Origin of the sequence: Serratia sp. LS-1 (assembly GCF_003719595.1) — a bacterium.
GTDB classification, from domain to species: Bacteria; Pseudomonadota; Gammaproteobacteria; order Enterobacterales; family Enterobacteriaceae; genus Serratia; species Serratia ureilytica.
The window spans coordinates 1,269,913-1,292,304 of the sequence record NZ_CP033504.1 but is presented as its reverse complement, the minus strand read 5'-3'; the positions used below and the strand labels follow the sequence as shown (position 1 = coordinate 1,292,304).

Sequence of the window (22,392 nt, the reverse complement as noted above, 5' to 3'; positions counted from 1 at the left end):
CGATCGGTGCAGCCGACAGAGAAATGCATCAGGCCCCGGATGGAAGAACCGGGGCCTGATAAATGGCAGTTTATTGCTGCGGCTGTTCGGTAGGGCGAATGATAAAGCAAGTGGCGGTTGCCGAAGCCAGCAGCTTCCCTTCCGCCGTTTTGAGCGTACCTTCCGCGAAAGCGACGTTTTTCGACGCATAGACCAGACGCCCCTCGGCGATCAGATCAATCTCCTTCGGCACCGGGCGCAACATTTTCACCTGCAGATCGACGGTGCCATAACCCGTCCCTGCGCCCAGCGTACTGTGCACCGCGCAACCGGTCACCGAGTCCAAAACCGTGGCGGCGAAGCCGCCATGAACGCCGCCCAGCGGGTTAAGGTGGCGTTCGTCGGCCCGCGCCACGATGCGGATATATCCCTCTTCAACCGCGGCCGGTTTCATGGGCACCGTTTCAGCGATCGAAGCCGGTGGAATTTTGCCGGCCATCGCTGCCTGTAATAACGCCAGCCCCGTCATTTTTGTCGGATCCATAACTCTCTCCTCTGGTGGTAAATCCGTCATATAGGAGAGGTCTGACCTCTTCACTTGCTTTTTCGTGCTGATGTCTTCAGCCGCCTGCTCTTCAGATTCTCTGAACGTGACCGTCATCACTCTTTAGAGTTAATAACCACAATTTTTTAGTGCCTTTAGATTTAAAACAACTTTCTGCTGTAAACGCCGCCGGAAACTGAACGTAGTTAAGTTCAACATTATTAAGGCGTATCTATCATGGATTTCTTTCTGCAATTAGCGGTTATATTGGCATGCCTGCTGTATGGGGCGCGTAAAGGCGGCATTGCGCTGGGGTTGCTGGGCGGTATCGGTTTGATGATCCTGGTGTTCGGTTTTCACCTGCAGCCCGGCAAACCGCCGGTAGACGTGATGCTGGTGATCATCGCGGTGGTGGCGGCCTCCGCCACCCTGCAGGCCTCAGGCGGGTTGGACGTCATGCTCCAGATCGCCGAGCGGATGCTGCGGCGAAACCCGCGTTATGTCTCGATCATCGCCCCCTTCGTCACCTGCATTCTCACTATCCTTTGCGGTACCGGGCACGTGGTGTATACCATTTTGCCGATCATCTATGACGTGGCGATCAAAAATAACATCCGCCCGGAACGGCCGATGGCGGCCAGCTCGATCGGCGCGCAGATGGGCATTATCGCCAGCCCGGTCTCGGTGGCTGTCGTTTCACTGGTGGCGATGCTCAGCAGCTACACCTTCAATGGCCGCCATCTGGAATTCCTCGATCTGCTGTCGATCACCATTCCTTCCACCCTGTGCGGCATTCTGGCGATCGGTATCTTCAGTTGGTTCCGCGGCAAAGACCTGGACAAAGATCCCGAGTTTCAGAAATTCATCTCGGTGCCGGAGAACCATCGCTACGTCTATGGCGACGCCGCCACCCTGCTGGACCGGGTATTGCCACGCAGCAACTGGATCGCCATGTGGATTTTCCTCGCCACGATCGCCCTGGTGGCGGTGCTGGGGGCTTTTTCCGACCTGCGGCCCAGCTTCGGTGGCAAGCCACTTTCCATGGTTCTGGTGATCCAGATGTGCATGCTGATGGCCGGGGCGCTGATCGTCATCATTACCCGCACCAACCCGGCGTCTATCTCTAAAAACGAGGTGTTCCGTTCCGGCATGATTGCCATCGTGGCGGTGTATGGCGTCGCCTGGATGGCGGAAACCATGTTCGGCGCGCACCTGACGCAGATAGAAGCCACGCTGGGCGTGCTGGTGAAAGAGTACCCCTGGGCCTATGCGCTGATCCTGCTGCTGGTGTCGAAATTCGTCAATTCGCAGGCCGCCGCGCTGGCGGCGCTGGTGCCGGTGGCGCTGGCGATCGGCGTCAACCCGGCCTATATCGTCGCTTCGGCGCCGGCCTGCTACGGTTATTATATTTTACCGACCTACCCCAGCGATTTGGCGGCAATTCAGTTCGACCGCTCCGGCACCACCCGCATCGGCCGCTTCGTGATCAATCACAGCTTCATTCTACCGGGCCTGATCGGCGTCAGCGTCTCCTGCGTCTTCGGCTGGATCCTCGCCGCGGCGTTCGGTTTCTTATGATCTGTAGTGTGGAGCCCTGCGGGGCTCCCTGCAGGCAGGGTGGCGGCATGACAAGAAAGGAAAAAAATGCAGGCGTAATGCGAATTTCAGACACAAAAAAACCGCCTCTCGGCGGTCTACGACATTACTACTTATTGCTTTGATTATTCGGTATTTTCGTTCCCTGGTACCCGGGGCGGGACTTGAACCCGCACAGCCATAAGCCGAGGGATTTTAAATCCCTTGTGTCTACCGATTTCACCACCCGGGCTCGGGAAAGTTGGAGGCGCGTTCCGGAGTCGAACCGGACTGGACGGATTTGCAATCCGCTACATAACCGCTTTGTTAACGCGCCTTTATTCTGTTTGCCTTTTCAGGCCAAAGCCGGTGATCCACCCACTTCGTTTTGTTCTTTTGAACCGCGATGTTGAAATCGCTTATCTTAATCATCTGATTCTTAAGTAATTTATTTCGTTACCGCCGAATCGATGGACTGCATTATGGACTAAACCCCCCACCTTGGCAACCCCCCGAAATAGCAAAAAGTTCTCTAACGCTTTCAACTGCTTATTTTGTGGGCGCACTGTTCACAATGCCAACGGAAAGGCAAGCGGAATGTTGATTTTATATGCATCGGCTCGGGGATTCACGGGCAAAACGGTTCTTTTTCTCGACAGGAATGGCCCTCCCCGGCTTTTTGCTTGCTTATGGCGAAGGGCTATCGTGCAAAACCTCATCAGTCGGGGCATCACGCAATCTCCGACGCCACCATAAAAACCCGGCGAACATTCCCGGTAAGACCGCGATCGCGCCAAAAATACGCTGATCGGCATTCAGCAAACCGGGGGCAATGGCGGACACCACCGCACACAACAGCAGAAACCACCGCAATTGGCGAATGCCTGAATGGGCGATACCGGCAATAGCCCCCGCCAAACATGCCGGCAAAAAACCGAGCGCATAAGAAAAAATGCCGATAAACCCCGCCATGCCCAGCAAGTCGCCGGCATCGAGAAGACTTATTCCCACCCACTCACCGCTGCCGAACGCCATCAGCAGAAACATGAGCACGCCCCCCAACGGCGGGGCGACCAGGCCGAAGAACAGCGCACATCCCGCCGCCGTTCTTATCAGATGCTTTAAAGCACCAGATTCCATACTACCTCCTGTACCCCGTTCCGTATGATACTGGCAATAGATATTTAACCTATGGATTGCAGTGCAAAAGTGCTCCCCCTATCCGACGGGCAACCGTAATTCATGGGCTCTCCTGCGAGATTTTTTCTTAGACGCAGGCCGCTGGGCATAAGTTAGCGGGATTAATTGGGAAAGCCAGGCGCTATCGCCCCCTCCTTTACCGAAAACGTATCCGACACAAAAATATTGCCGATGATAAACTCTTCCGTACTCGGTTTTGAGGCCATCAGGTTTCCTTATTCTTATTTGTTATCCATATCCACAGCCAACCAGGCACTTTAGCCCACCGCCAACAGATACCATAGCCCCCCTGCCATCATAGCGATATGCATCCCAAGCGTCTTACCTTTCCAGATCCGGGTTCTGCTCAACGGCACATACGCGTAACCGGGTAGCATTCATCTTATCGCCCTCGTTCTCCAGCAAGTTCGCCAGTTCCATCTGTGCCACCGGATCCCCTTGCCACGCCGCATGCCGGCGCAGGTCTTTGATGATCGCTTGACCAACTTCGGATGCACCATCGTATCCGGATGTCGCCGCCACCAACGTGCCAAGCTTGTTGTAACCGGCGGGAATATTCTGCTTCAGCAGCCATGCCACGATCACGCGCGCGGACTCAAAATCCTCGTCCGCCATCATCGCGTCGAACAACCCGGCAGCAGCGCGCCAGTTACCCCCCCCCCGAGCTGCTTGAACATATGCCGCAACCGCTTCTGGCCGACCAGCCATCATATCCCGACGCGGCAAGGTGCTTTGCGAGGGCACAGCGGCCAAAGCGCCTTTGAGCCGGCCGCAGAGAAATGCGGCCGAGTCTGCATGACCTGAGCTCAAGGCCAGCCAACGCTCATGCCTGGCAAACGCTGCTTCGAGGATACGTGGCACTTGTTCGAGACCGATCTGTTCGCTCGCCCAGGTCACTCGCCTCTCACGGTTCTGCTGGCGTACGGAGATCTCTTGGTCGATCGACTGCTCCACCTCACTCTGCCGTGTCGAGTTCTCTCGCGGGCCGATGTACACGCAGCTTTCGAACTGCGCCACCTGCAACTTCCAACAACGCGCTGGCACCCTCACCGAGAAACGGTCCCAGATCGTCTCCAGCACGTAATCCTCATGACCTTTGCGCTGAACCACCGCAACCCGTGCAGCCTGATCGCTCACCCCCTTGCGGAGAACTTCGCCGTCTGGCAACTGCCACTGGTAAGGCACCTCGACCATGCGTGTATCCAGCTGCAGATAAGGTTCGTCGGCAGCTATAGCGCCCCCCGCACCCGACAGCAGCAACATGTATCCCCAGCCTCTGCAACACATATAGTGCTGCCAGCCCCTATAATTCTTTTTCACAAAAGCTCCCTCATTGAGAAATGTTATCAACTGTAATAAAGCACCAATCCAGGGTCTCTATTAGTGGACGCCGAGCCACTTGAATTTTTCACCTAAGGCTTTTCGTTGGACCGTGGCTCCAGTTCAGTTGTCTCGCATGTTTCAGAACACACTGCTATCACTCATTTGCAAACGACATTCCGGATTTTGCAAAACTTGCCATACGGATCCGAGGATAGGGGCGTCAATTGCACTCTATCGACGAGCCGCAGCGCAGCTGATCAGGAATGTTGTTACTGTCGGTACCGTCGACCAGATTCGCAGGCACATCCCAAATAGTGAATTCGTTGCCCCCCACACCGCTAGAGTAGATCCAGAGCTTGTCGCCTTTCCATGAGAACGCCATGGCGCTGACGCTGTGGTTCTCGGACACTCGCAAATTGAGTACCGCTTGTCCTTTTTTCATGTCAATCACCGTCACCACCGCCTTGTCGCCGCTTCCACCGCCGATCGCCAGCAGACGACCATGCGCGCTGCGGGCTACGCTGGATGTGTAGTAGGCAGCAGGTGTCGCCACGTCGAAGCGAAGCTGGCCGGTAGCCGGATCGATGACACGGAATACCTGGCTGTCTTCTGCACCAGATGAGGGGGCCAGCGCCCAACCGCCCATGTGGCTGCCGAAAAATAGTTTGGCGGTTGAGGTCTTAATGCTGCCGCTGACGCGGGCCGTATCCGGGTCTATGCCATAGCCGTCGCGATCGGTGGCCCAGAACAAGCCGTCGCCGAAATGGACGGCCGGGCTGTAACTCCATGGCCGAGTCTGTTCTAACACGTCGCTGACGACACGTCGCAGCTTCGCATTCCACTGGTGCTGATTCCAGCGGCCTTGCGGCGTCAGCGTATACATCTGGTCGTCCAGACGCAGGGCAACACCGCCGGCACGTATCGTCCAATTGTTGATCCGCCAGGCCTACATGCCCGGCGCAGGTGCGTAGGAAACCGCCTTCTCCTCAGGCCGCCAGGCCAGCAGGCGGGGCGAGCCGTCCTCGTCCCTGGCCAGCCCCCAGACCTGGCCATCCAGACTGATTTTCAGGCCGCTCGTGCCGTTCAAACCGTCGACAGCCTGCCTCTGCACGCCATCGCCGTGTGGTACATAGAGGTACGCGGAAGCGCCCGAGGCCAGCAGGCTGCCGTCCGGCAGTGCAAGCAGGTGCCAGGGCTTGCATGCGCGAGGCGACGCCGTCCACATAACGCTTCAACACAGGGTCTAGGTGTTCGACGGTGCGGGTGTTCTGCTCGATATGTGGATCTGGGAAACAGGTTACTCCGGTCATGCAGCTCATTAGCGAAAACTTGCGCGTGTTCTTGGTGGCGGTGCCACCGTACCAGACCAGCGTCAATGGCGGCGTATCCACCAGCAACGAAAGATCCATGACAGTGCCGTAATCGATCTGTTGCGCTCGCGATTTACCTTGTAGACGATGGAAGGACCAGCGCGCGATGGATTGCGCCACGAAAGGCACAGTCTTGAGCGTATCTTTGGCATAATAAGCCTGCTGCGATGAGATCGCCTCGAGAAAGGCGGTATGTTCTTCACGCGCAATCACACCGGCCTTAAGCGCTTGCTCCAGCACAGGTGTCGCCTGCTTGACGGCCGCAGTGGCCAAGGCTTCGCGCAGCGCTGCAAGATAACGAGCGCCGACGCGCACCCAGTAGAACTCCATATCCAACAAGGCTGCGGTGTCATCGCGCAGCTGGAAACCACGCAGCCCAGGCTCGGTGGCGAAGCCCTGCTCCATACGGTCTTTTACCGCTATAAAAGGGTGCGGAATCAGGTAGTAGTGGCCCAGAATGTAGTCGGCGCCAGGCTTCGGCTGCATTAATATCCGGGCATCGCTGGTATCAGCAGTGGCATTAGCTGCTGCCAGCGTAAACACCAGGCCGACCACGCAGGTGACCCATGCGCATAAACCGCGAGCCTCAGCGCAGCGCAGGCATATCTATTCCCGATAGGCATAGGAGATTTTTTCTTCGCTTATTGGACTCTGAATTGAATCATCGAGATGCTTCCCGGCAAGAGATAAGGTCGTCTTGTTGCCGTCATCTCCCCGGTTTTTGCCCTTCAGTAACAGGCCACCTGTTTCTTTCTGCGGCGCTATCTTCTTGTTGTCCTTTCCGACGCAGTTCATTTCCAATAATGTATGTCCTTTTACTTACTCGGGTAACACGCGTCCATTTCCCAACTACTTCTGAAATGCCAGAACACGTATTCTATATAATCAAACTCATAACTCCATCAGCCATTTCTGAGGCGCCAGAAAAATTTCGTCTCAATCTGCAAAAATCGCCCCCCATCACCCCATATAGAAGTAAAATTCAACCGAACGCCTCTACCAAAAGTACCAGGCCACGTTACTGAGTCAGTCATCCCGGCATGACTTCACCGTTGTCAAAGTATCGCGTCGCTCGATTGTTTCTATCAGAAACATCAGGGCCAATCGGCGCTTTTGGTTTCGCTGTTTCTTAGGAATGAGGTGGTAGATACAACTCACAAGCGCAGGCACACCGGGTGCGAGCTTTCTTGTGGCTAGTTTCGGGGAGGGGGAGAGATGCCAAACAACTATCGCTTTTAGACCTTTCCCAAACGCAGAGGAAATGCCACCTTTTGTAACCGTTAGAGAAAGCGTCCAAGGGCAGACCGGTGGTATCGCTGATGGATAAGCCTTGCAACCCATTGCCTGGACTGGCAAGCAAAGGAAAAAAATCCATGTTTAACAACTGGATTGAAATTCAAGTACAAAAGGTGACATATCGCCTGCTGCCCACCAAAAAAACCGTGCGCTTCAGGCCTTCAACAGGGATGAGTTAAAAAATGTTGGTTGGTGCTGGATTCGTACAGGCTTATCCAGAAGATAAAAAAGGGGCCGAAGCCCCTTTCCCTTGCCAGCCGAATCATGGTGATTCAACAGGCTAATATTTGGAGCGGGAAACGAGTCTCCCACCTATGTTCCAACTTATTGATTCTAAATGACTTTTTTGCCACCCTGTTGAATCAATGGACTGCATTATGGACTAAATCCCCCACCTTGGCAACCCCCGTTGAAAAATTGCGCCAGCAACATGCCGCAAGAGCCATGTCTGGCGGGCCTTACCACAAGTGGGCGCTGGGTGCCAAGACAACGAAGGGTGAACGCTAGTTTTAGCCAGCTGGCGGACCATACAGACCAACAAGTACGGATGTTCATTCTACATGGTGCCCGCCAGACACCAGCCCCCTCACTGGCACTTATGGGTACCCACTACAGAACAGGGGTCTGACGCTCAGTGGAACGAAAACTCACGTTAAGCCATGGGAAAGTTCTAATATGACATCTTTCCCAATTCAGCCTCTTTTTCTTCAGGGTTTAATTAAGAAATTTTCGGGCGGTTCGATAAAGTGATCATCGTATTTATTCCAATATTCATCATAAGTTTGCTCTTTGCCATCGAAATTGAGTTGGTACATTCTAAATGAGACAAAAATATCTTTCGGTTGCCACTGTTCTTTAAAAGTATATTTGTAGCTCATCCCTATTTTTTGCATCACTTTACCACTGCCAGGGTTGTTAACATCGTGCGTTGCAGTAATATAATCCCAACCTTGCGATTTTAAAAAACTCACCACTTTTTCTGCTGCCTCAGTGACCAGACCGTCACCCCAAAATTCTTTGCGCAATCCATAACCAAGGTCATGATTAGGATCGCCGCAAACAGTAATATATCCGATAGGTATATCATCACTTTTCAGACAAATAGCGAAGTAATAACCAAATTTGTTTTCATATCTTGGTTGAATGCGTGAATGGAAAAAATCAAGAGCTTCTCCCTCATTTTTTATTGGAAGCCAAGGCAAATACTTATTTACCTCAATATCACTCATTATTTCACACAAGGCTGCAATATCTGATTTGGAGGTTTTAAACTCGCGAATGATTAATCTTTCAGTTATCAAAACATTTACCTTAATAGTTTGTTGTATTGCTATTTCGTTGTAATGTTGCTACCCAAAATTTTGTAAACAGTGGAGCGGGAAATACTGAGCTGACGAGCAATTTCTGTTGCTCCAGTGCCTTTCTGGTGAAGTGCCAGCACAGAGGCTCTGTCCACTGAGCGTCTGCGGCCAAACTTGATACCTTTCAGCTTAGCTGCCTGTCTGCCTTCATTTGTGCGCTCAAGTATCCTCCTGTGTTCTGCTTGCGCCACTGCCGACAAGCACGCAGCCGCCCGGCCTCGTCCCATTCGAGCTGCCGGGTGAGCTGCATGCTTGCCATGCTGGCATCCTGGTTCCACAGACGTCTGGTTTCGCGGTGCAGCGCATCGCGCTCGAAGTCCACGAGGCTGTCGTCCTCCCACAGGAGGCCGTGCAGGTGGCCCGAGCCATAGCGCAGGTAGCCGACTTCGCCCAGCCCCTGCAACTGGCTGGCAATGCGGTTGCCCAGCGCATCGAGCCGGTGGTGGATGCGGTGCTCGAATTCAATCTCTGCATCGGCCCGCGCAGCAGTGCCGCAGGCTGGCGGGGCTTTGAACAGGCGCTGCACTTCGCACGTCACCCGGCCCGCGCCGTCCCGCTCGATCAGCGCCTGACTGAGCATTGTGCAAAACTTCAATCACAACTCTCTGCAATAACCACTGCCGTTAAAGCACTTGTCCAAACGGACTTTCCTGCCGATACGGTTTATGTTCCTCCGCAGGGTGGTTTCATACATTGGATCGAATTTCCGGGCCATACCGACATGGTCGCACTGGAAAAATTGGCGAGCGAACGGGGTTGTCACGTTGTTGGCAGCAACATCTTTTACCCGGATGGGCGTACAACAGCAGAACTTCGCGTATGCCTCGGAACGGCACTATCGCCTGGAGTAATTGAAAGTTTGAAAACTCTTTCCTCCTGTGCTCACCAGGCTGGTAATACAAAAAACGCAGGCCTGGCAATCATCACCCCTCCTACCAAGAAATCTTATTAGCGTAACAGAGCGATATTCTCGTCAATTCGACGCTGGATATATCTTAGGGTGTCTTCGGTGATGACACCCTCATAGCCGCTCCTGGCGATGCTCGCAAACTGACTGGCCACATCACACATTCTGTCGATCATGTCGCCCGCAACGTGTGCGGAAACCTCCGCTTCCCCTGCAAGGCCAAGCAATGCCGCCCGGCCTATCTCAAGCGCTTCGCCCATCACATCCATTTGGTGGTAACCACCGGGTCCTTCGCAGAAGGTCACGTCGTAGGCGGGCGCCAACTTCCATTCGCCGGACGGCAGCATGACGTAGGCAAAGTTCTTGGGATGATCATCTCGATTATTGAACACGACATTGAAAACGGCCCGTTCGAATGCCCGCCCCATTTCGCGCACATCGTTGGTGCACATGCGAGTGGCGCGTAAGAAATTCACATAATCCAAAACCCCCGGGCTTCTGTAGTTGGCGCCGGTAAACGCGGCGAGGCTTTGCATGGGAACGCGCAGTTCGCTCTGTCGGTCAAACCGTCTGGAAGCGAATGCCGCCATTCCATTGGGCAAATCAAAATACAACGTGTCCGGTGTCTGAATGCCGCACTGGCGCAAACACTCGGCATAGACCATCTCAACGGCACACACCTCAGGGTGTTCTTCCCTGGCGGGAAACTTGATCAGCCAGGCTTCCGAGCCAGGCATGGCAGCTGTAGAAAAACCGCCCGTATTGCGATCACGATAGACCAAGGCTTTAGGTCTGGCCCCCTGCGGAGAACCGCCCACCTGCAACAGGTGTTCCAGGAATGCGCCCCCCTCACCGTTGAGGACATCCTGCACTTCGGCTGCGAGCAGATCGAGAGAGATATGTCCCTGCTGCTCCTGGAGCTCAGGCGCCACGGGTTCAAACGACATGGCTCCCATCGCGTTGCCCCCAATGTAAGCAAGACGTTCCAGCGGCCCGATTCGCGCTGCATTGAGACCACGGCGCTTGAACAAACGATCCATCAGCAGCATGCCCCAGCCATCAGGCAGCGAGTCATAGATGGGGCCTGGCAGTCCCAACTGGTGGGGCGGAAAGTCTCTGCGCAACTTTGGCCCATTCAAAGGGAGGGTGTACGACGACAGCTCCAAGCCTCTATTCTTCGCTTCATCGCTGTATTCAAAGACAACCAACGGGCGTCCCGTGATGGCCTTTGTAGAAACCATTGACCCCCACAGCCAGTGCTCCCCCCAGCCATCGTAGTAGACGTCTACTCGTTCAATCATTTTTCGATTTCCTCTTGGAACGCTGACGTTTAGCGCTATTCTCATAGCGAATGATGTCCTCCAGGCTGTCCAGTTTCGGCAGGAACAATCCTTCAAGTTCCTTGCTTCGCCCAAGAACCATGGCCACGCGAACCACGCTCTCCAGGCTCACATTACGCCCGGCCTCCAGGTTGGACACGGTATTGGCGCCGACGCCGGCGCGCGCGGCCACATCGGTTTGAGTCATCTGCAACGCCAGCCGCTCCGTGCGAAGACGCTCGCACAGCAGTTTGACGATTTCACTGGGTTTGCTAAAGCTTAAATCCAACATATTGTGTCTTCTTACCCTGTAAGCTCCATAATTCACAACATTATAGAGTTAACCGCTATAGCACTCAAGAGGCATAAATCTCGGTTGTTGCTTCTTAAGAGAGGATTTACCACTCTATCACCATCAAAGCTGAATTAGACCCAGGCACCTGATCACGTGCCGAATTCAACAGGCGGCCGGCATCTCGCCAGCCCACATCACCCAGACTATCCGGAGAGCAGACAACCCGGATTGTTGGCTGCCACACACTGGCTCTTTGATGACACTGGGCAGTACCCCTATTTCATCGGTATTGCCATCGTGAAGCTATGCCATCCACACCCCTTGCTGGACAAGGGACAACCGGTTCTCGCCAGGGGGCCGCTATGACGACCTGGCGCCAGCGCTTTCAACGCGCGCCAATGCGCGTCCAAGAACCCAGAGAGACAGATGCCTGGAGCAGGCATGTTCGAACGCTGGACGCGGCGGGGATCCCCGAACCTGGCAATACAGGATCATGCCCGCACGCTACGTTAAATGACGAACAGGCGCTCTACGACGTCGCCCCATCGTTTGTCGACATACTGCCCTGGGTCGAATACCTGCCTCAGTCGCAGAGCCTGCTGCTTGAGGACGGCGTCTCCGTAGCGGCATTCTTCGAGCTCGTCCCGGTGGGCACCGAGGGGCGCGAACTGCACTGGCTCGCACAGGTGCGCGACAGTCTCGAAAACGCGCTGCAGGACAGTTTCGACGAGCTCGACGAAAACCCCTGGGTGGTGCAACTTTATGCGCAGGATGAGACCGACTGGGACAGCTATCTGGAGACGCTGCACGGCTACATCCAGCCACGTGCGCGAGACACGGCCTTTAGCAATTTCTACGAACGCTTCTTCGCCCACCATTTGCGCGCGATCGCCGCCCCGGGTGGGCTGTTTGAGGACACCACGGTCACGCGCCTGCCCTGGCGTGGGCAGCAGCGACGCGTGCGAATGGTGGTCTATCGCCGCACCTCCGCAACCCCGGAGCGGCGCGGGCAATCCCCCGAGCATGCCCTGACAGTCATCTGCGATCGGCTGCTGGGCGGGCTGACCAACGCCGGTGTGCGTGCGCGGCGCCTGGCCGCGGCCGACGTGCACGACTGGCTGCTGCGTTGGTTCAACCCCAACCCCACGACGCTTGGTACAACGGCGGCCGACCGGGAACGCTTCTACGCCCTGACTGCGTACCCAGAAGAATCTGAACCCGGTGAAATTGAGCTGGCCAGTGGCACCGACTTCTCTCAACGCCTGTTCTTCGGCCAGCCGCATTCCGACATCGAGAACGGTGTCTGGCATTTCGATGGCATGCCGCACCGGGTCATGCCAGTGGACCGGCTGCGCATGCCACCTGGCATCGGACACCTGACCGGCGAAACGCGCAAGGGCGGCGACGCCATCAATGCCCTGTTCGACCAAATGCCCGAGGACACGGTGATGTGCCTGACGATCATCGCCACGCCGCAGGACGTGCTCGAGGCCCACCTCAACCACCTGAGCAAGAAAGCAGTCGGTGAGACGCTGGCATCCGAGCAGACCCGGCAAGACGTTCACGAAGCCCGCAGCATCATCGGCAGTTCGCACAAGCTCTATCGTGGAGCACTGGCGTTCTACCTGCGCGGGCGCGACCTGAGCGAACTCGACGCACGCGGTCTGCAGCTGGCAAACGTCATGCTCAACGCCGGCCTGCAACCGGTGCGCGAAGAAGACGAAGTCGCGCCGCTGAACAGCTACTTGCGCTGGCTTCCCTGCATGTTCGACCCGGCCAAGGACAAGCGCCAGTGGTACACGCAACTGATGTTCGCCCAGCACACCGCCAACCTGGCACCCGTCTGGGGCCGCAGCCAGGGCACCGGCCATCCGGGTATCACGATGTTCAACCGCGGTGGCGGCACCATCACTTTCGATCCGCTGAACCGGCTCGACCGGCAGATGAACGCTCACCTGTTCCTGTTCGGCCCTACCGGCTCGGGCAAGAGTGCAACACTCAACAACATCCTCAACCAGGTCACGGCCGTTTGCCACGCCCGCTCCATTGCGCCCCAGTCTTCGGATCACGATACTTGGCTCCGACCTGTGTCCCCTTAGCGGATGAAGTAGAACGGCGTCGCCCGAACAACTGCTCCGCAGTGATGCCGTATTCGGCGATTTGTGCGCGCATGGCGCCAATGATGCCATCCAGCTCAGCAAGTCGCGCTTCTTCCGCCTGCTGCGCCAGAGCTTCAGCCTGTGCTTTAAGTTCGAGATAGGTTGCCATATTTATGAGGGGTTTTGCCTTTGGGAAATAGACCTAGCCAAGCTGGAAGCGGTAGATTGCAGGCTATACGGTCATATTTTCTAGAGTCCGCTTCCACTTCTTTGAATATTAGCTGTTTTTCATTCTACGACATCCAGAACATCCTACTTTCCCCATTTACAATTCCTATCACGAAAGTTGCCACGAACCTACATTGCAACATCTAGGCAGGTTTGAGCGAGCTCTGCTGAAAACCGTAGAAGTTCCCCGCCCCCTACACTGACAGGAAAATCCCCCCAGACCGGTCATCTTATCAAGGGCGACATCGCCTAGAGCTTGGGCCCAATCCCCGTCCGATCCTGTCGACCGTACTGATACAGAAGCCGGATAGATCGCCTGTGAGACGTTCGAGCCCGGTCAATCGAATGGCAAAACCGACACGTTAAATAAAATATCGTGATGAGGGAATGAGGGAAGATCTGATATTGTGGTTTTCAGCACACTCTTTAAGTGCGCCCCCATCGCAAGGTTAGATGTGCCGCAGCCAGCCATTAATAGGTCGGTGTGTTGCATGAAACTTCCCCTGAATCCATTTTATTTATGATAAACTCCGCATTATTAATTGCGGATGATTACCACTCATTATTTCCGTAAAAAAATCTTCAGTTAACTATCATTAAATTCAATAACAACCACAGTCTATGTAGGCAATAAGACACCAGCACTCATAAAACTTACAAACGACACACAAAAGGCAAAAAACACCAACTTCAGGCTAACATTTTGAAGTGCATCCTCTAGGCAGAGATAATCTTTATGCATGAGCATATATTGGTTTTTAACCAAATAAAAAACAAGATTCACCAAATGAATTATTAAATGAATGCCACCCGAGTTTTTTAATAGAAACTAGCCCATGCAGAGAAAAAAACTTTGCTGTATAGTGATGGTTTGGCAGAGACAGCATCATCATATCAGCAGACTTATATCTGGTTATGATGACGAACGCGGACAACGAGGTGACGAAAATTATGTCAACAGTGATCGAAATACTTCAATATACGTTAAAACTTGGAACAGGTGTAGCATTTCACGATGTCATGAAAAATCAGAGTGTGCCATTACACCGAAAAAGCGGCGTGAACATATTACGATTTGGCAACTCTCTCCACGACCCCGAGCGATATTACTTGGTGCGTTCATTTATGAATATTTCAAAAATGGAAGAGCAACTCGCGCATTTTTATGCAGATCCTCGCTGGCGCGAAGGCCCTCGCAGTGCAATCATCAATATGATCAGCGACAGCCATCGAGTGCTCATACCGGGCGAGCCGTTTGCGGAGTGACTTCTCTGAACTAACGAGAATGACGGTTTTCTTTCGTTTGTAGAAATGCTTGCTCTGCACCACAGAAAACTACACGGTTAACGATATGCGTGACGTGATACAGGGAGTCATGGGACAGCACTTCAACAATACGATGCGGCCTGGCATACCCATCCAATGACTCTCGGGCAACGGCATAGCAGACAGAGTAGTGAAGACCATGGAGCGAAATTACGTGGACTTCATGCCCATGTCCGATGCCTACACGGCCATTGGCAATCTGGCCATCGTCTTCGAGCATTACAGCGAACACTATACGCACAGTGCATTGAGGTATTGCTCGCCGTAAGAACTCCGCCGAAAGGTCATGGCAGCCAGCTAAATTGAACGAGGATTCCTGCCTTCATATATGAGAATCACTCAAATACAAAGCGGGAGTGACCATAGATACCGTTTTCCTAACAACCACGGACCTCCTACTCCTAATAGTCATCCGGTTGTCGACATCGAGAGCCTGATCGTCGTGTGAGTACAGCCCCCATCCGGAATGGCCTTCGCGCCACTTTGGCTTCAATGCTTCTTCTTCCTTTCGCATGTAATCGGTAATTTCCTCCATATCATCATTCCCTGTTTCCGCCTCGCCTCCGCCCAACGTAAGAAAGAAAAAGAAGACCAAGATGATGAGGGCTGGGATAAGGGCAAAATAGAGTAGCGCCAGAGCGAGTGCGCAACGTATCGCCCACTTCAGAGTGAGAGCCAACCCAGATGGTATGCCCGCCGTTACCAGACGTTGGACAATCGCTGCCTCCAGGCGCACAAGAGGCTTCACCCACCGGCCAAGCTTATGGCCAGCGCGCTCAGCAAGCGTCATTTTTTTCACGTCGGTCATGGTGGCAATCTCCTTGCGCCCTCGCCGTTAAGTGAGCAACACCACGTTCAGGCCTTGAACACGTTGGAACATGGAATCCCCGGTCAAAAAAACATGCCGAGGCCCCAGTTGAAGACAACATGCCGCCTGTAACGCATCGGGTGTGCGCAGCCCGTGCCGCACACGAATAGCGGCCGCCAGTTCGACCACATCGCGATTCAACTCCAGCCAGACAAGATCTGGCCAGGCAAAGAAAGTGTCGTACAGGTTCAGGATCGCCGCATCGTTTGCTTTCATTGGACCTACACGACACTCCAGCCAAGAAAGCCGGTTCACTGCAGAGCCAACATCGGGATGAGCACGGTACACCGTCGCCAGTTCAGCCCGAACCCGGCTCGCGAAAGGCTCCTTGCCCTCGAGCAGATAGATCAGCGCGTTGGCATCGAAAAATGCGATCACCAGTTGCGCTCCTCTGCCGAAGCAGCGTCAATTTCAGCCTTGTCCCGCGTACCTGTACCCTTTTGGGACAGCAGCCATTGCATGGCCGTCAAACCCGAGATCGGCGAGCGCCCGCTGGTAAGGCGCTGGTACTCCTCCTCCGACAGCACTACAGCGGCTGGCCGGTTGCGTTTCAGGATATGGATCGGCCCGTGCTGCAAACCTTCCTCGATAGCAGCAAGGCCTCGCCGCTTGAGCTCGGCAACGGTAAGGGTGTTGTTCATAGCGCCCTCCTTCATTCAGTACAAAAATACGCCACAATAGTACTGCTTTCAGTACTTAAATCAAGCCTACCCGGCAGATGCCAAGAAGTGACCTGCATGGAGCGCAGATAATTTCTGACGCAAGAGCGAGTTATGAACGTTCAGCCGAAATCAGCATCTGAGTTACGGTCAACACTGCGGCGCTCATAGCACCGCGAGGGTTCGCAGAACCTCGCCAGCCAGCCAAAGCCGCGCTCCACCACCCGGCGCCTAACAGCACAACCCCTTTCCTGGCCTCGGGCAGCTTCACGGTCTGCAGGCTCATCACTATCCAGGGCGCATCTACCGTGTGACCATGGTGTTGCCGTTGCTCATACAGGGTACCTACCTTGCTCGTTGGCAAGCAGACAGCCCAGGGTATTGCAACATGCGCCTCTCAGCACCAGGCCGCCTTGGCCTTGCTGGTAGACCGCCTCCCATGTCAGCAAGTCATTGGGCTGCGGCCACTAAGACGCGCCTGCAGATTCAGAGTCGATAGAGGTCGTCTGCCCAGCCACCAGCACGTCACCCGTTTCGGCGTCAAGCACTAGGGAGCGGAGAGTCTCTAGCCCCCCACCGCCCAGATAGGTGCTTTGCCGCAATGTCTGTAGATCGCCGGACAGCCGTGCGACAAATCCATCAAAAGAACCGCCCCCGATCGGCTGCGCGCCGCCTATCGTGCCGGGGAAGCCGCTGCCTGCCCAGCCGCAAGAACATCACCTGTAGCAGCATCAATGGCAAGAGCGTAGATCTGGTCGCTACCATTCCCGCCCAAGTAGCTGCTCTGCCGCAGTATTTTGAGGTCGCCGGACATACGCGCCACAAAGGCATCGTCGCCTCCTCCATGAATGGACTGTGCACCGCCTTGAACGCCAGGGAAGTTGGCGGAGCCGGAAGCCCCGCCCACCAGCACGTCGCCCGTAGCGGCATCGATAGCAACGGCATAGACCCGGTCCAGCTCAATTCCGCCCAGATAGCTGCTCTGTTGCAACACTTTCAGATCACCTGACATGCGCGCAACGAAACCGTCATCGCCCCCGCCTCCTCTGGCCTGCGCGCCACCCGCCGATGCAGGGAAATTGGTGGAGTTTGTGAATCCTCCCACCACAACATCGCCCGTGTCTGCATCAATGGCAAGGGCCTGAATATAGTCATAGCCATCTCCTCCCAGATAGCTGGCTTGCCGCAGAGTCGTCAGATCGCCCGACAGGCGTGCCACAAAAGCATCTCTATAGCCGCCAAAGGCGGGCTGGGCACCACCTTCAACACCCGGGAAGCTAGCAGACTGAGTCTCTCCCCCCACCAGCACGTCACCTGAGGCTGCATCGATGGCAATGGCATGGACGGCATCAGTGCCTGTACCGCCCAGGTACGTACTCTGCAGCAGCGGATCGATCACCAGCGGCCGCGTGCGGTCGTACATGCCTAGCTCAAAGCCGTCGCCGTCGCCCGCCTCGTTGAGCACGTATTTCACCGGCACGTCAAGGTGCTTGCCTCCCACCATCTGGAAGGCCACCGGTGCTGTGTAGGCGATGTCGCCATGGCCGGTAGTGGCGATCAACTCGCCGGCTTCGCCCAGACGCAGCGATTCGGCACCAGCGAGCCTGACCTGGATACGATCCACATCCGCATGAGGCTTCACATGGAAGAGTTTTTCTACGTTGCTGCCACGGGCTGCCAGTTCCACCTCGATGCCCGGCCACGCCTGGCCCAGCATCACGTTGCGGTAGGTGGCGGCCTGGTAGCTCTTGGGGCCGGTGAAGCGGCTGACCTGCGTGGCAGCCTGCTCGCCACCGTAGGGGTTCAGCGCCCGAGCGTCCACCAGGGTTTCGCTCAGGCTCCAGCCGGGCATGCTGTAGACGATGCGGCCAGTGCGAGTAACGTACACCGGGCCTGCGAAGGTGCGGCCCATGAAGGCCACGCGCTTATCGAACTGGCCATTGTTGGCCTCGAAGGGGGTGGCAAGGCCCTGCAGGGCCTGCTGCACCTGTGCGGTGCCAGGCTTGGGCACTGCGCCGGCCCACAGGCCTGGCAGCAGGGCCAAGGCAAGGCCTGTGAGCATGCACTGCGAGGAACGAAAGTTCATTGTGTTTCCTTGTGTCCATAGTCTGGGCAGGAAGGGCCATGCAACACCCCGCCCGATCGCAGGGAGCGCTGCTGCGGCATGGCGTCGAAGGTGGCGGGGCGCGAAAGGCTATGCAGATGCACGCTGGCGCAGTCGGCCCAGGCCCAGGCCACCCGCCAACAGGCTCATCAGCGCCAGGCCGAAGGGACCCAGCGCGGGCACGGGGGTGGCATTCGCCGGGCCGGTGCCACCACCATTACCGTTGCCACCACCGTTGCCATTACCTGGCGCCAGCACGATGTTGGCCGCCACATCGGCAGCAGGCTCCCACTGCGCATTGCCGCCCTGGCTGGCCACCACTGTGCAAGTGCCGGCACTGACCATGGTGACCACGCTGCCCGCAACCGTGCACACGCCCGGCGTGCTGCTGGTATAGCTCACCGGCAGGCCCGAGCTGGCCGTGGCTGCCGGGTCGATGGCGAAAGTGCCACCCGCCACGAAGTCGCGGCCGGTCTGCAGCGGAAAGGTGACGGCCTGCGGCGAGACAGCCTTGAGGTCGCCCGTCAGGCGCGCAATGAAACCATCGCCTTCTGCCATCAACCCCATCCCTCCAGCGTAGGCTGGCTGGGCTCCGCCCGCCGTGCCCGGAAAGTCGTTGGAACTTGTACGGCCCGCCAGCACCACATCACCCGTGGCAGCGTCTATGGCCATGGCATTGATACGATCGGCCCCGCTTCCCCCCAGGGCAGAGCTTTGGTGCAGTGTCTTGAGGTCGCCCGACAGGCGCGCCAGAAAGGCATCTTCCGAATTCAGGCCCCCGCCGGCTCCACCCGCCATGCCGGGAAAATTGGAGGCATTCGTCTCACCAGCCACCAGCAGGTCGCCCGTGGCGGCATCCAGGAAGATTTGGTTGATGCGGCTGCTGGCGCGCTCACCCCCCCATGGGGTATTCATCTCACTGCCGCCCAGGTAGGTGGCTTGGCGCAGCGACTTGAGGTCGCCCGACAGGCGGGCCACGAAGCCATCCACGTTGCCCGCCAGCGCGGCCTGCACACCGCCTGCCGTGCCGGGAAAGTCGGTGGCGCCAGTGTAGCCCGCTGCCAGCACATCGCCCGTGGCGGCATCCAGCGTGATGGCCTGGACCAGTTCGACCCCGGCACTGACGCTACCGCTGTCGCTGCCGCCCAGGTAGGTGCTTTGGCGCAGCGTCTTTAGGTCGCCCGACAGCCGGCTCAGATAGCCGTCGTAATCGTTAGCAGGGGCTGGCTGCGCCCCCCCGCTGGCGCCGGCAAGCCCCGCACCGGACACCCGTCCGCCTGCCACCACGTCGCCGGACCGGGGGTCGATAACCAGTGCCCGCACCATGCCGCCCATATAGGTGCCCTGGCGCAGTGTCTTGAGGTCGCCCGACAGGCGGACCAGATAGCCGTCGCCGCCAGAAGCATTCGGCCGTTCCGGCAGGGCGCCGCCAGCGGTGCCTGGAACAGGGTCAGTGTCGAACATGCCGCTCACCACGATGTCGCCGTTGGCTGGGTCGATTGCGAGTACAGAGACTGCGTCAGAAACACCCCATCCGCTACCCAGGTAGGTGCTCTGCCGCAGGGTTTTGAGGTCGCCCGACAATTGGGACAGCACGCGCGCGGACGCGCCGTCACCCCCCTCGGGCAAGGCGCCGCCAGCCGTGCCGGGGTAGCCGGTGGCACCGCCGGTGACGCCTCCTACCACGACATTGCCCGTGGCCTCGTCAATGGCCAGCGCATAAAAACCCGCATAAGCCAAGTAGTTCCCGGCACCCGAACCATGATTATTCAGGTAGGTACTTTGCAGCAGGGTCTTGAGGTCGCCCGACAGCCGTGCCACAAAGCCGCTGTAGGCGCCGCCCATGGTCTGCGCCTGCGCCCCGCCGGCCGTCCCAGGAAAGTCACCTGAGCTCGTATAGCCAGCCACCAGCACATCGCCCGTCCTGGCGTCGATGGCCATGGCATTGATAACGTCCTCCCCCTCGCCCCCACCCAGGTATGTACTCTGCAGCAGCGGATCGATCACCAGCGGCCGCGTGCGGTCGTACATGCCCAGCGCAAAGCCGTAGCCATCGCCTGCCTCGTTGAGCACGTACTTCACCGGTACGTCGAGGCGCTTGCCACCGACCTGCTGGAAGGCCACCGGTGCTGTGTAGGCGATGTCGCCATGGCCGGTAGTGGCGATCAACTCGCCGGCTTCGCCCAGGCGCAATGATTCGGCGCCAGCGAGCCTGACCTGGATGCGATCCACATCGGCATGGGGCTTCACATGGAAGAGTTTTTCTACGTTGCTGCCGCGCGCGGCCAACTCCACCTCGATGCCCGGCCATGCCTGGCCCAACATCACGTTGCGGTAGGTGGCGGCCTGGTAGCTCTTGGGGCCGGTGAAGCGGCTGACCTGCGTGGCAGCCTGCTCGCCGCCGTAGGGGTTCAGCGCCCTGGCATCCACCAGGGTTTCGGTGAGGATCCAGGCTTGCCGGCCTTCTTTTGTTTCCGTAGCAGGCAAGCTGTAGACAATCTGCCCCTCACGGGTGACGAATACCGGCCCCGCGAAGGTGCGGCCCACGAAGGCCACGCGCTCGTCGAACTGGCCATTGTTGGCCTCGAAGGGGATGGCAAGACCCTGCAGGGCATGTTGGACCTGGGCGGTATCAGGTTTTGCCTTCGGCTGCTGATCGGCGGCATGGGCGCCGGATAACAGGCTGAGTGCAATGACAAAAAGGCTTGCCGGCGCATACCTGAAAGGCATGCGCAGAGAACGAATGTTCATAGGTAGGTCCTTTGTTCTGGAACTGGGCAAAAGGGCCCGCCAACGGCTCCGTCCAGTCCCTGGGGCCGTTGTTGGCGATTGGTGCATTGAGTGCGAACGAGTGATGCTCGCCCGTAGGGCGGCGGTCACGGCGGCCAGTGCAAGAGCCGGTTGCGAGGGTGTGCAGTCAAAGGCGAAGCGCCTAGCACATCACAAAAGATGTATATACAAATTATATCTATAAAAAACAAAAAAGTAGCCCGCTCAAATGCCTCAAATGCAAACATTTATGAATGACCAATTGTCGCCAAGCAGCCTCACCCACCCAGGCAAAGTATGTAACTCTGCGCAAGTGACTTCGTCTTGAACAGGGTTGCCAATACCTCAACTGCAAGATAGCGAGGACTGGTTCAGTATTAAATACGGTTTATTTTACGTGGTTGCAATTCCATTGCGCTCCGCGAGCTTCACAAGAGCCACCATGTTTCGGAGATTGAGTTTTCCCATCAGTCGAACTTTGTATGTGCTAATCGTCTTATGGCTGAGCATTAGAATTTCAGCAATTTCCTGATTATTCATACCTTTTGCCAGCAAGCCCAGGATAGTCATCTCACGATCAGTTAGGCTGGACAGTTCCGCTGCGGATTCATTTTCTACCTGGATGCGCCTGGCACCCACGCCTTGTTCGGCAAGGAATTCCACAACTACGCGCGGGAAATAGGTGTATCCGGACAGAATGGCTTTTACAGCATCCACCAACCCATCCTGCTTTTCATCTTTACAGATAAAACCAGATGCTCCGGCGAGCAGGCAACGCGCTCCGTAGTTCCGGACGTCACTAGAAGTGAGGACAAGAATACTCGCGGGCAATTTTGCATTTCGAAGCCGCCCCATGACAGAGAACCCGTCCAATTTGGGAATTCCCAAATCCAAAATAATCAAGTCCGGTTTCAGGTTACGAACTACCTGAACGCAATCTGCGCCGGTGTGGCATTCAGCGGCGACCTCATAACCCTCTCGCTCAAGTACTGCACGTATAGCCATCCTCATCAAAGGATGATCATCAACAATCACCACACGATGTGTCATTATTCCTCCCTCGGCTCAAACTCTGATGCTTTTATGTCTTCTCTTCAGCCAGTTCATTCTATCGGGGGGAACTTCAACGACGCCCCCCGATATCCACATCTCAAATACCAACCGAGCCGT

General features: G+C 56.3%; 18 protein-coding genes, 2 tRNA genes and 3 pseudogenes. 5 read left to right on the top strand and 18 right to left on the bottom strand.

The annotated features are described in order from the left end of the window. Positions 1-70: 70 nt before the first annotated feature. Positions 71-523 (bottom strand): PaaI family thioesterase, encoded by a 453-nt coding sequence (locus EDY99_RS06275; RefSeq protein WP_033650714.1) that lies wholly within the window; start codon positions 521-523, stop codon positions 71-73. A 237-nt stretch (positions 524-760) separates the two neighbouring features. Between EDY99_RS06275 and EDY99_RS06270 the strand changes: the two genes are divergently transcribed. Further along, positions 761-2,101, top strand: coding sequence for an anaerobic C4-dicarboxylate transporter (locus tag EDY99_RS06270; RefSeq protein WP_033642641.1), 1,341 nt, complete (start codon positions 761-763; stop codon positions 2,099-2,101). A 164-nt stretch (positions 2,102-2,265) separates the two neighbouring features. Here EDY99_RS06270 and EDY99_RS06265 read toward each other — a convergent pair. The 8 genes and pseudogenes from EDY99_RS06265 to EDY99_RS06220 form a co-directional block, all read right to left on the bottom strand. After that, a tRNA-Leu gene (locus EDY99_RS06265) sits at positions 2,266-2,351 on the bottom strand. A gap of 10 nt (positions 2,352-2,361) precedes the next feature. Further along, positions 2,362-2,435 (bottom strand) — tRNA-Cys (locus EDY99_RS06260). 350 nt (positions 2,436-2,785) lie between these two features. Next, entirely contained in the window at positions 2,786-3,238 is a 453-nt protein-coding gene (locus EDY99_RS06255; RefSeq protein WP_047026313.1) for a hypothetical protein, read from the bottom strand. Between the two features lie 381 nt (positions 3,239-3,619). After that, positions 3,620-4,561: a hypothetical protein gene (locus EDY99_RS06250; protein ID WP_123061584.1), complete on the bottom strand. Its 942-nt coding sequence runs from the start codon at positions 4,559-4,561 to the stop codon at positions 3,620-3,622. 280 nt (positions 4,562-4,841) lie between these two features. After that, a complete protein-coding gene (locus EDY99_RS06245; protein ID WP_089194542.1) occupies positions 4,842-5,504 on the bottom strand; it encodes a YncE family protein in 663 nt (220 codons plus the stop codon). A 103-nt stretch (positions 5,505-5,607) separates the two neighbouring features. Beyond that, a complete protein-coding gene (locus tag EDY99_RS06240) occupies positions 5,608-6,546 on the bottom strand; it encodes a hypothetical protein (RefSeq protein ID WP_164489265.1) in 939 nt (312 codons plus the stop codon). Between the two features lie 1,448 nt (positions 6,547-7,994). Next, positions 7,995-8,588, bottom strand: coding sequence for a GNAT family N-acetyltransferase (locus EDY99_RS06225; protein WP_206424500.1), 594 nt, complete (start codon positions 8,586-8,588; stop codon positions 7,995-7,997). Positions 8,589-8,617: 29 nt separating this feature from the next. Beyond that, positions 8,618-8,848: pseudogene (locus tag EDY99_RS06220) on the bottom strand (helix-turn-helix domain-containing protein); the annotation flags it as partial. A 95-nt stretch (positions 8,849-8,943) separates the two neighbouring features. Here EDY99_RS06220 and EDY99_RS24925 point away from each other — a divergent pair. Next, positions 8,944-9,600, top strand: a complete 657-nt coding sequence (locus EDY99_RS24925; protein ID WP_089194537.1) for an aminotransferase class I/II-fold pyridoxal phosphate-dependent enzyme — start codon at positions 8,944-8,946, stop codon at positions 9,598-9,600. Here EDY99_RS24925 and EDY99_RS06210 read toward each other — a convergent pair. Continuing rightward, positions 9,597-10,856 (bottom strand): type II toxin-antitoxin system HipA family toxin, encoded by a 1,260-nt coding sequence (locus EDY99_RS06210; RefSeq protein WP_123061579.1) that lies wholly within the window; start codon positions 10,854-10,856, stop codon positions 9,597-9,599. The two genes, EDY99_RS24925 and EDY99_RS06210, sit on opposite strands and share 4 nt — an antisense overlap. Continuing rightward, entirely contained in the window at positions 10,849-11,166 is a 318-nt protein-coding gene (locus EDY99_RS06205) for a helix-turn-helix domain-containing protein (protein ID WP_089194535.1), read from the bottom strand. Before EDY99_RS06205 ends, EDY99_RS06210 begins: the two co-directional genes overlap by 8 nt. 401 nt (positions 11,167-11,567) lie before the next feature. Between EDY99_RS06205 and EDY99_RS06200 the strand changes: the two are divergent. After that, positions 11,568-13,211 (top strand): annotated as a pseudogene (locus EDY99_RS06200) (conjugative transfer ATPase); the annotation flags it as partial. On the opposite strand, the gene EDY99_RS24945 reads toward EDY99_RS06200, so the two are convergent. After that, the gene (locus EDY99_RS24945; RefSeq protein WP_089194534.1) at positions 13,189-13,437 is read right to left on the bottom strand and encodes an H-NS histone family protein; all 249 of its coding nucleotides are present in this window, start codon (positions 13,435-13,437) and stop codon (positions 13,189-13,191) included. The pseudogene EDY99_RS06200 and the gene EDY99_RS24945 sit on opposite strands and share 23 nt — an antisense overlap. A gap of 1,010 nt (positions 13,438-14,447) precedes the next feature. On the opposite strand from EDY99_RS24945, the gene EDY99_RS06190 reads away from it, so the two are divergent. Together EDY99_RS06190 and EDY99_RS24775 are read left to right on the top strand one after the other, a co-directional pair. Further along, positions 14,448-14,762 (top strand): NIPSNAP family protein, encoded by a 315-nt coding sequence (locus tag EDY99_RS06190; RefSeq protein WP_123062162.1) that lies wholly within the window; start codon positions 14,448-14,450, stop codon positions 14,760-14,762. Between the two features lie 169 nt (positions 14,763-14,931). Next, positions 14,932-15,090: pseudogene (locus tag EDY99_RS24775) on the top strand (IS3 family transposase); the annotation flags it as partial. A 54-nt stretch (positions 15,091-15,144) separates the two neighbouring features. Here EDY99_RS24775 and EDY99_RS06185 read toward each other — a convergent pair. The 6 genes from EDY99_RS06185 to EDY99_RS06160 form a co-directional block, all read right to left on the bottom strand. Beyond that, on the bottom strand, positions 15,145-15,630 hold the full coding sequence (locus EDY99_RS06185) for a DUF3742 family protein (RefSeq protein ID WP_123061578.1): 486 nt from the start codon (positions 15,628-15,630) through the stop codon (positions 15,145-15,147). A gap of 27 nt (positions 15,631-15,657) precedes the next feature. Beyond that, a complete protein-coding gene (locus tag EDY99_RS06180) occupies positions 15,658-16,068 on the bottom strand; it encodes a type II toxin-antitoxin system VapC family toxin (protein ID WP_164489264.1) in 411 nt (136 codons plus the stop codon). Continuing rightward, a complete protein-coding gene (locus EDY99_RS06175) occupies positions 16,065-16,331 on the bottom strand; it encodes a type II toxin-antitoxin system Phd/YefM family antitoxin (protein ID WP_164489263.1) in 267 nt (88 codons plus the stop codon). Before EDY99_RS06175 ends, EDY99_RS06180 begins: the two co-directional genes overlap by 4 nt. Positions 16,332-17,022: 691 nt before the next feature. Continuing rightward, positions 17,023-18,435, bottom strand: coding sequence for a hypothetical protein (locus tag EDY99_RS06170; protein WP_123061575.1), 1,413 nt, complete (start codon positions 18,433-18,435; stop codon positions 17,023-17,025). Between the two features lie 108 nt (positions 18,436-18,543). Further along, a complete protein-coding gene (locus tag EDY99_RS06165; RefSeq protein ID WP_123061574.1) occupies positions 18,544-21,204 on the bottom strand; it encodes a hypothetical protein in 2,661 nt (886 codons plus the stop codon). A 411-nt stretch (positions 21,205-21,615) separates the two neighbouring features. Further along, on the bottom strand, positions 21,616-22,272 hold the full coding sequence (locus tag EDY99_RS06160) for a response regulator transcription factor (protein ID WP_089194528.1): 657 nt from the start codon (positions 22,270-22,272) through the stop codon (positions 21,616-21,618). Between the last annotated feature and the right edge of the window lie 120 nt (positions 22,273-22,392).

Bases quoted from the DNA above. Each gene is read 5' to 3' on its own strand.
- EDY99_RS06175 (WP_164489263.1), bottom strand. From the start codon at position 16,331: ATGAACAACACCCTTACCGTTGCCGAGCTCAAGCGGCGAGGCCTTGCT.
- EDY99_RS06210 (WP_123061579.1), bottom strand. From the start codon at position 10,856: ATGATTGAACGAGTAGACGTCTACTACGATGGCTGGGGGGAGCACTGG.
- EDY99_RS06255 (WP_047026313.1), bottom strand. From the start codon at position 3,238: ATGGAATCTGGTGCTTTAAAGCATCTGATAAGAACGGCGGCGGGATGT.
- EDY99_RS06205 (WP_089194535.1), bottom strand. From the start codon at position 11,166: ATGTTGGATTTAAGCTTTAGCAAACCCAGTGAAATCGTCAAACTGCTG.
- EDY99_RS06165 (WP_123061574.1), bottom strand. From the start codon at position 21,204: ATGAACATTCGTTCTCTGCGCATGCCTTTCAGGTATGCGCCGGCAAGC.
- EDY99_RS06170 (WP_123061575.1), bottom strand. From the start codon at position 18,435: ATGAACTTTCGTTCCTCGCAGTGCATGCTCACAGGCCTTGCCTTGGCC.
- EDY99_RS24945 (WP_089194534.1), bottom strand. From the start codon at position 13,437: ATGGCAACCTATCTCGAACTTAAAGCACAGGCTGAAGCTCTGGCGCAG.
- EDY99_RS06160 (WP_089194528.1), bottom strand. From the start codon at position 22,272: ATGACACATCGTGTGGTGATTGTTGATGATCATCCTTTGATGAGGATG.
- EDY99_RS06190 (WP_123062162.1), top strand. From the start codon at position 14,448: ATGTCAACAGTGATCGAAATACTTCAATATACGTTAAAACTTGGAACA.
- EDY99_RS06250 (WP_123061584.1), bottom strand. From the start codon at position 4,561: ATGTTGCTGCTGTCGGGTGCGGGGGGCGCTATAGCTGCCGACGAACCT.
- EDY99_RS06275 (WP_033650714.1), bottom strand. From the start codon at position 523: ATGGATCCGACAAAAATGACGGGGCTGGCGTTATTACAGGCAGCGATG.
- EDY99_RS06270 (WP_033642641.1), top strand. From the start codon at position 761: ATGGATTTCTTTCTGCAATTAGCGGTTATATTGGCATGCCTGCTGTAT.
- EDY99_RS06245 (WP_089194542.1), bottom strand. From the start codon at position 5,504: ATGTATACGCTGACGCCGCAAGGCCGCTGGAATCAGCACCAGTGGAAT.
- EDY99_RS06185 (WP_123061578.1), bottom strand. From the start codon at position 15,630: ATGACCGACGTGAAAAAAATGACGCTTGCTGAGCGCGCTGGCCATAAG.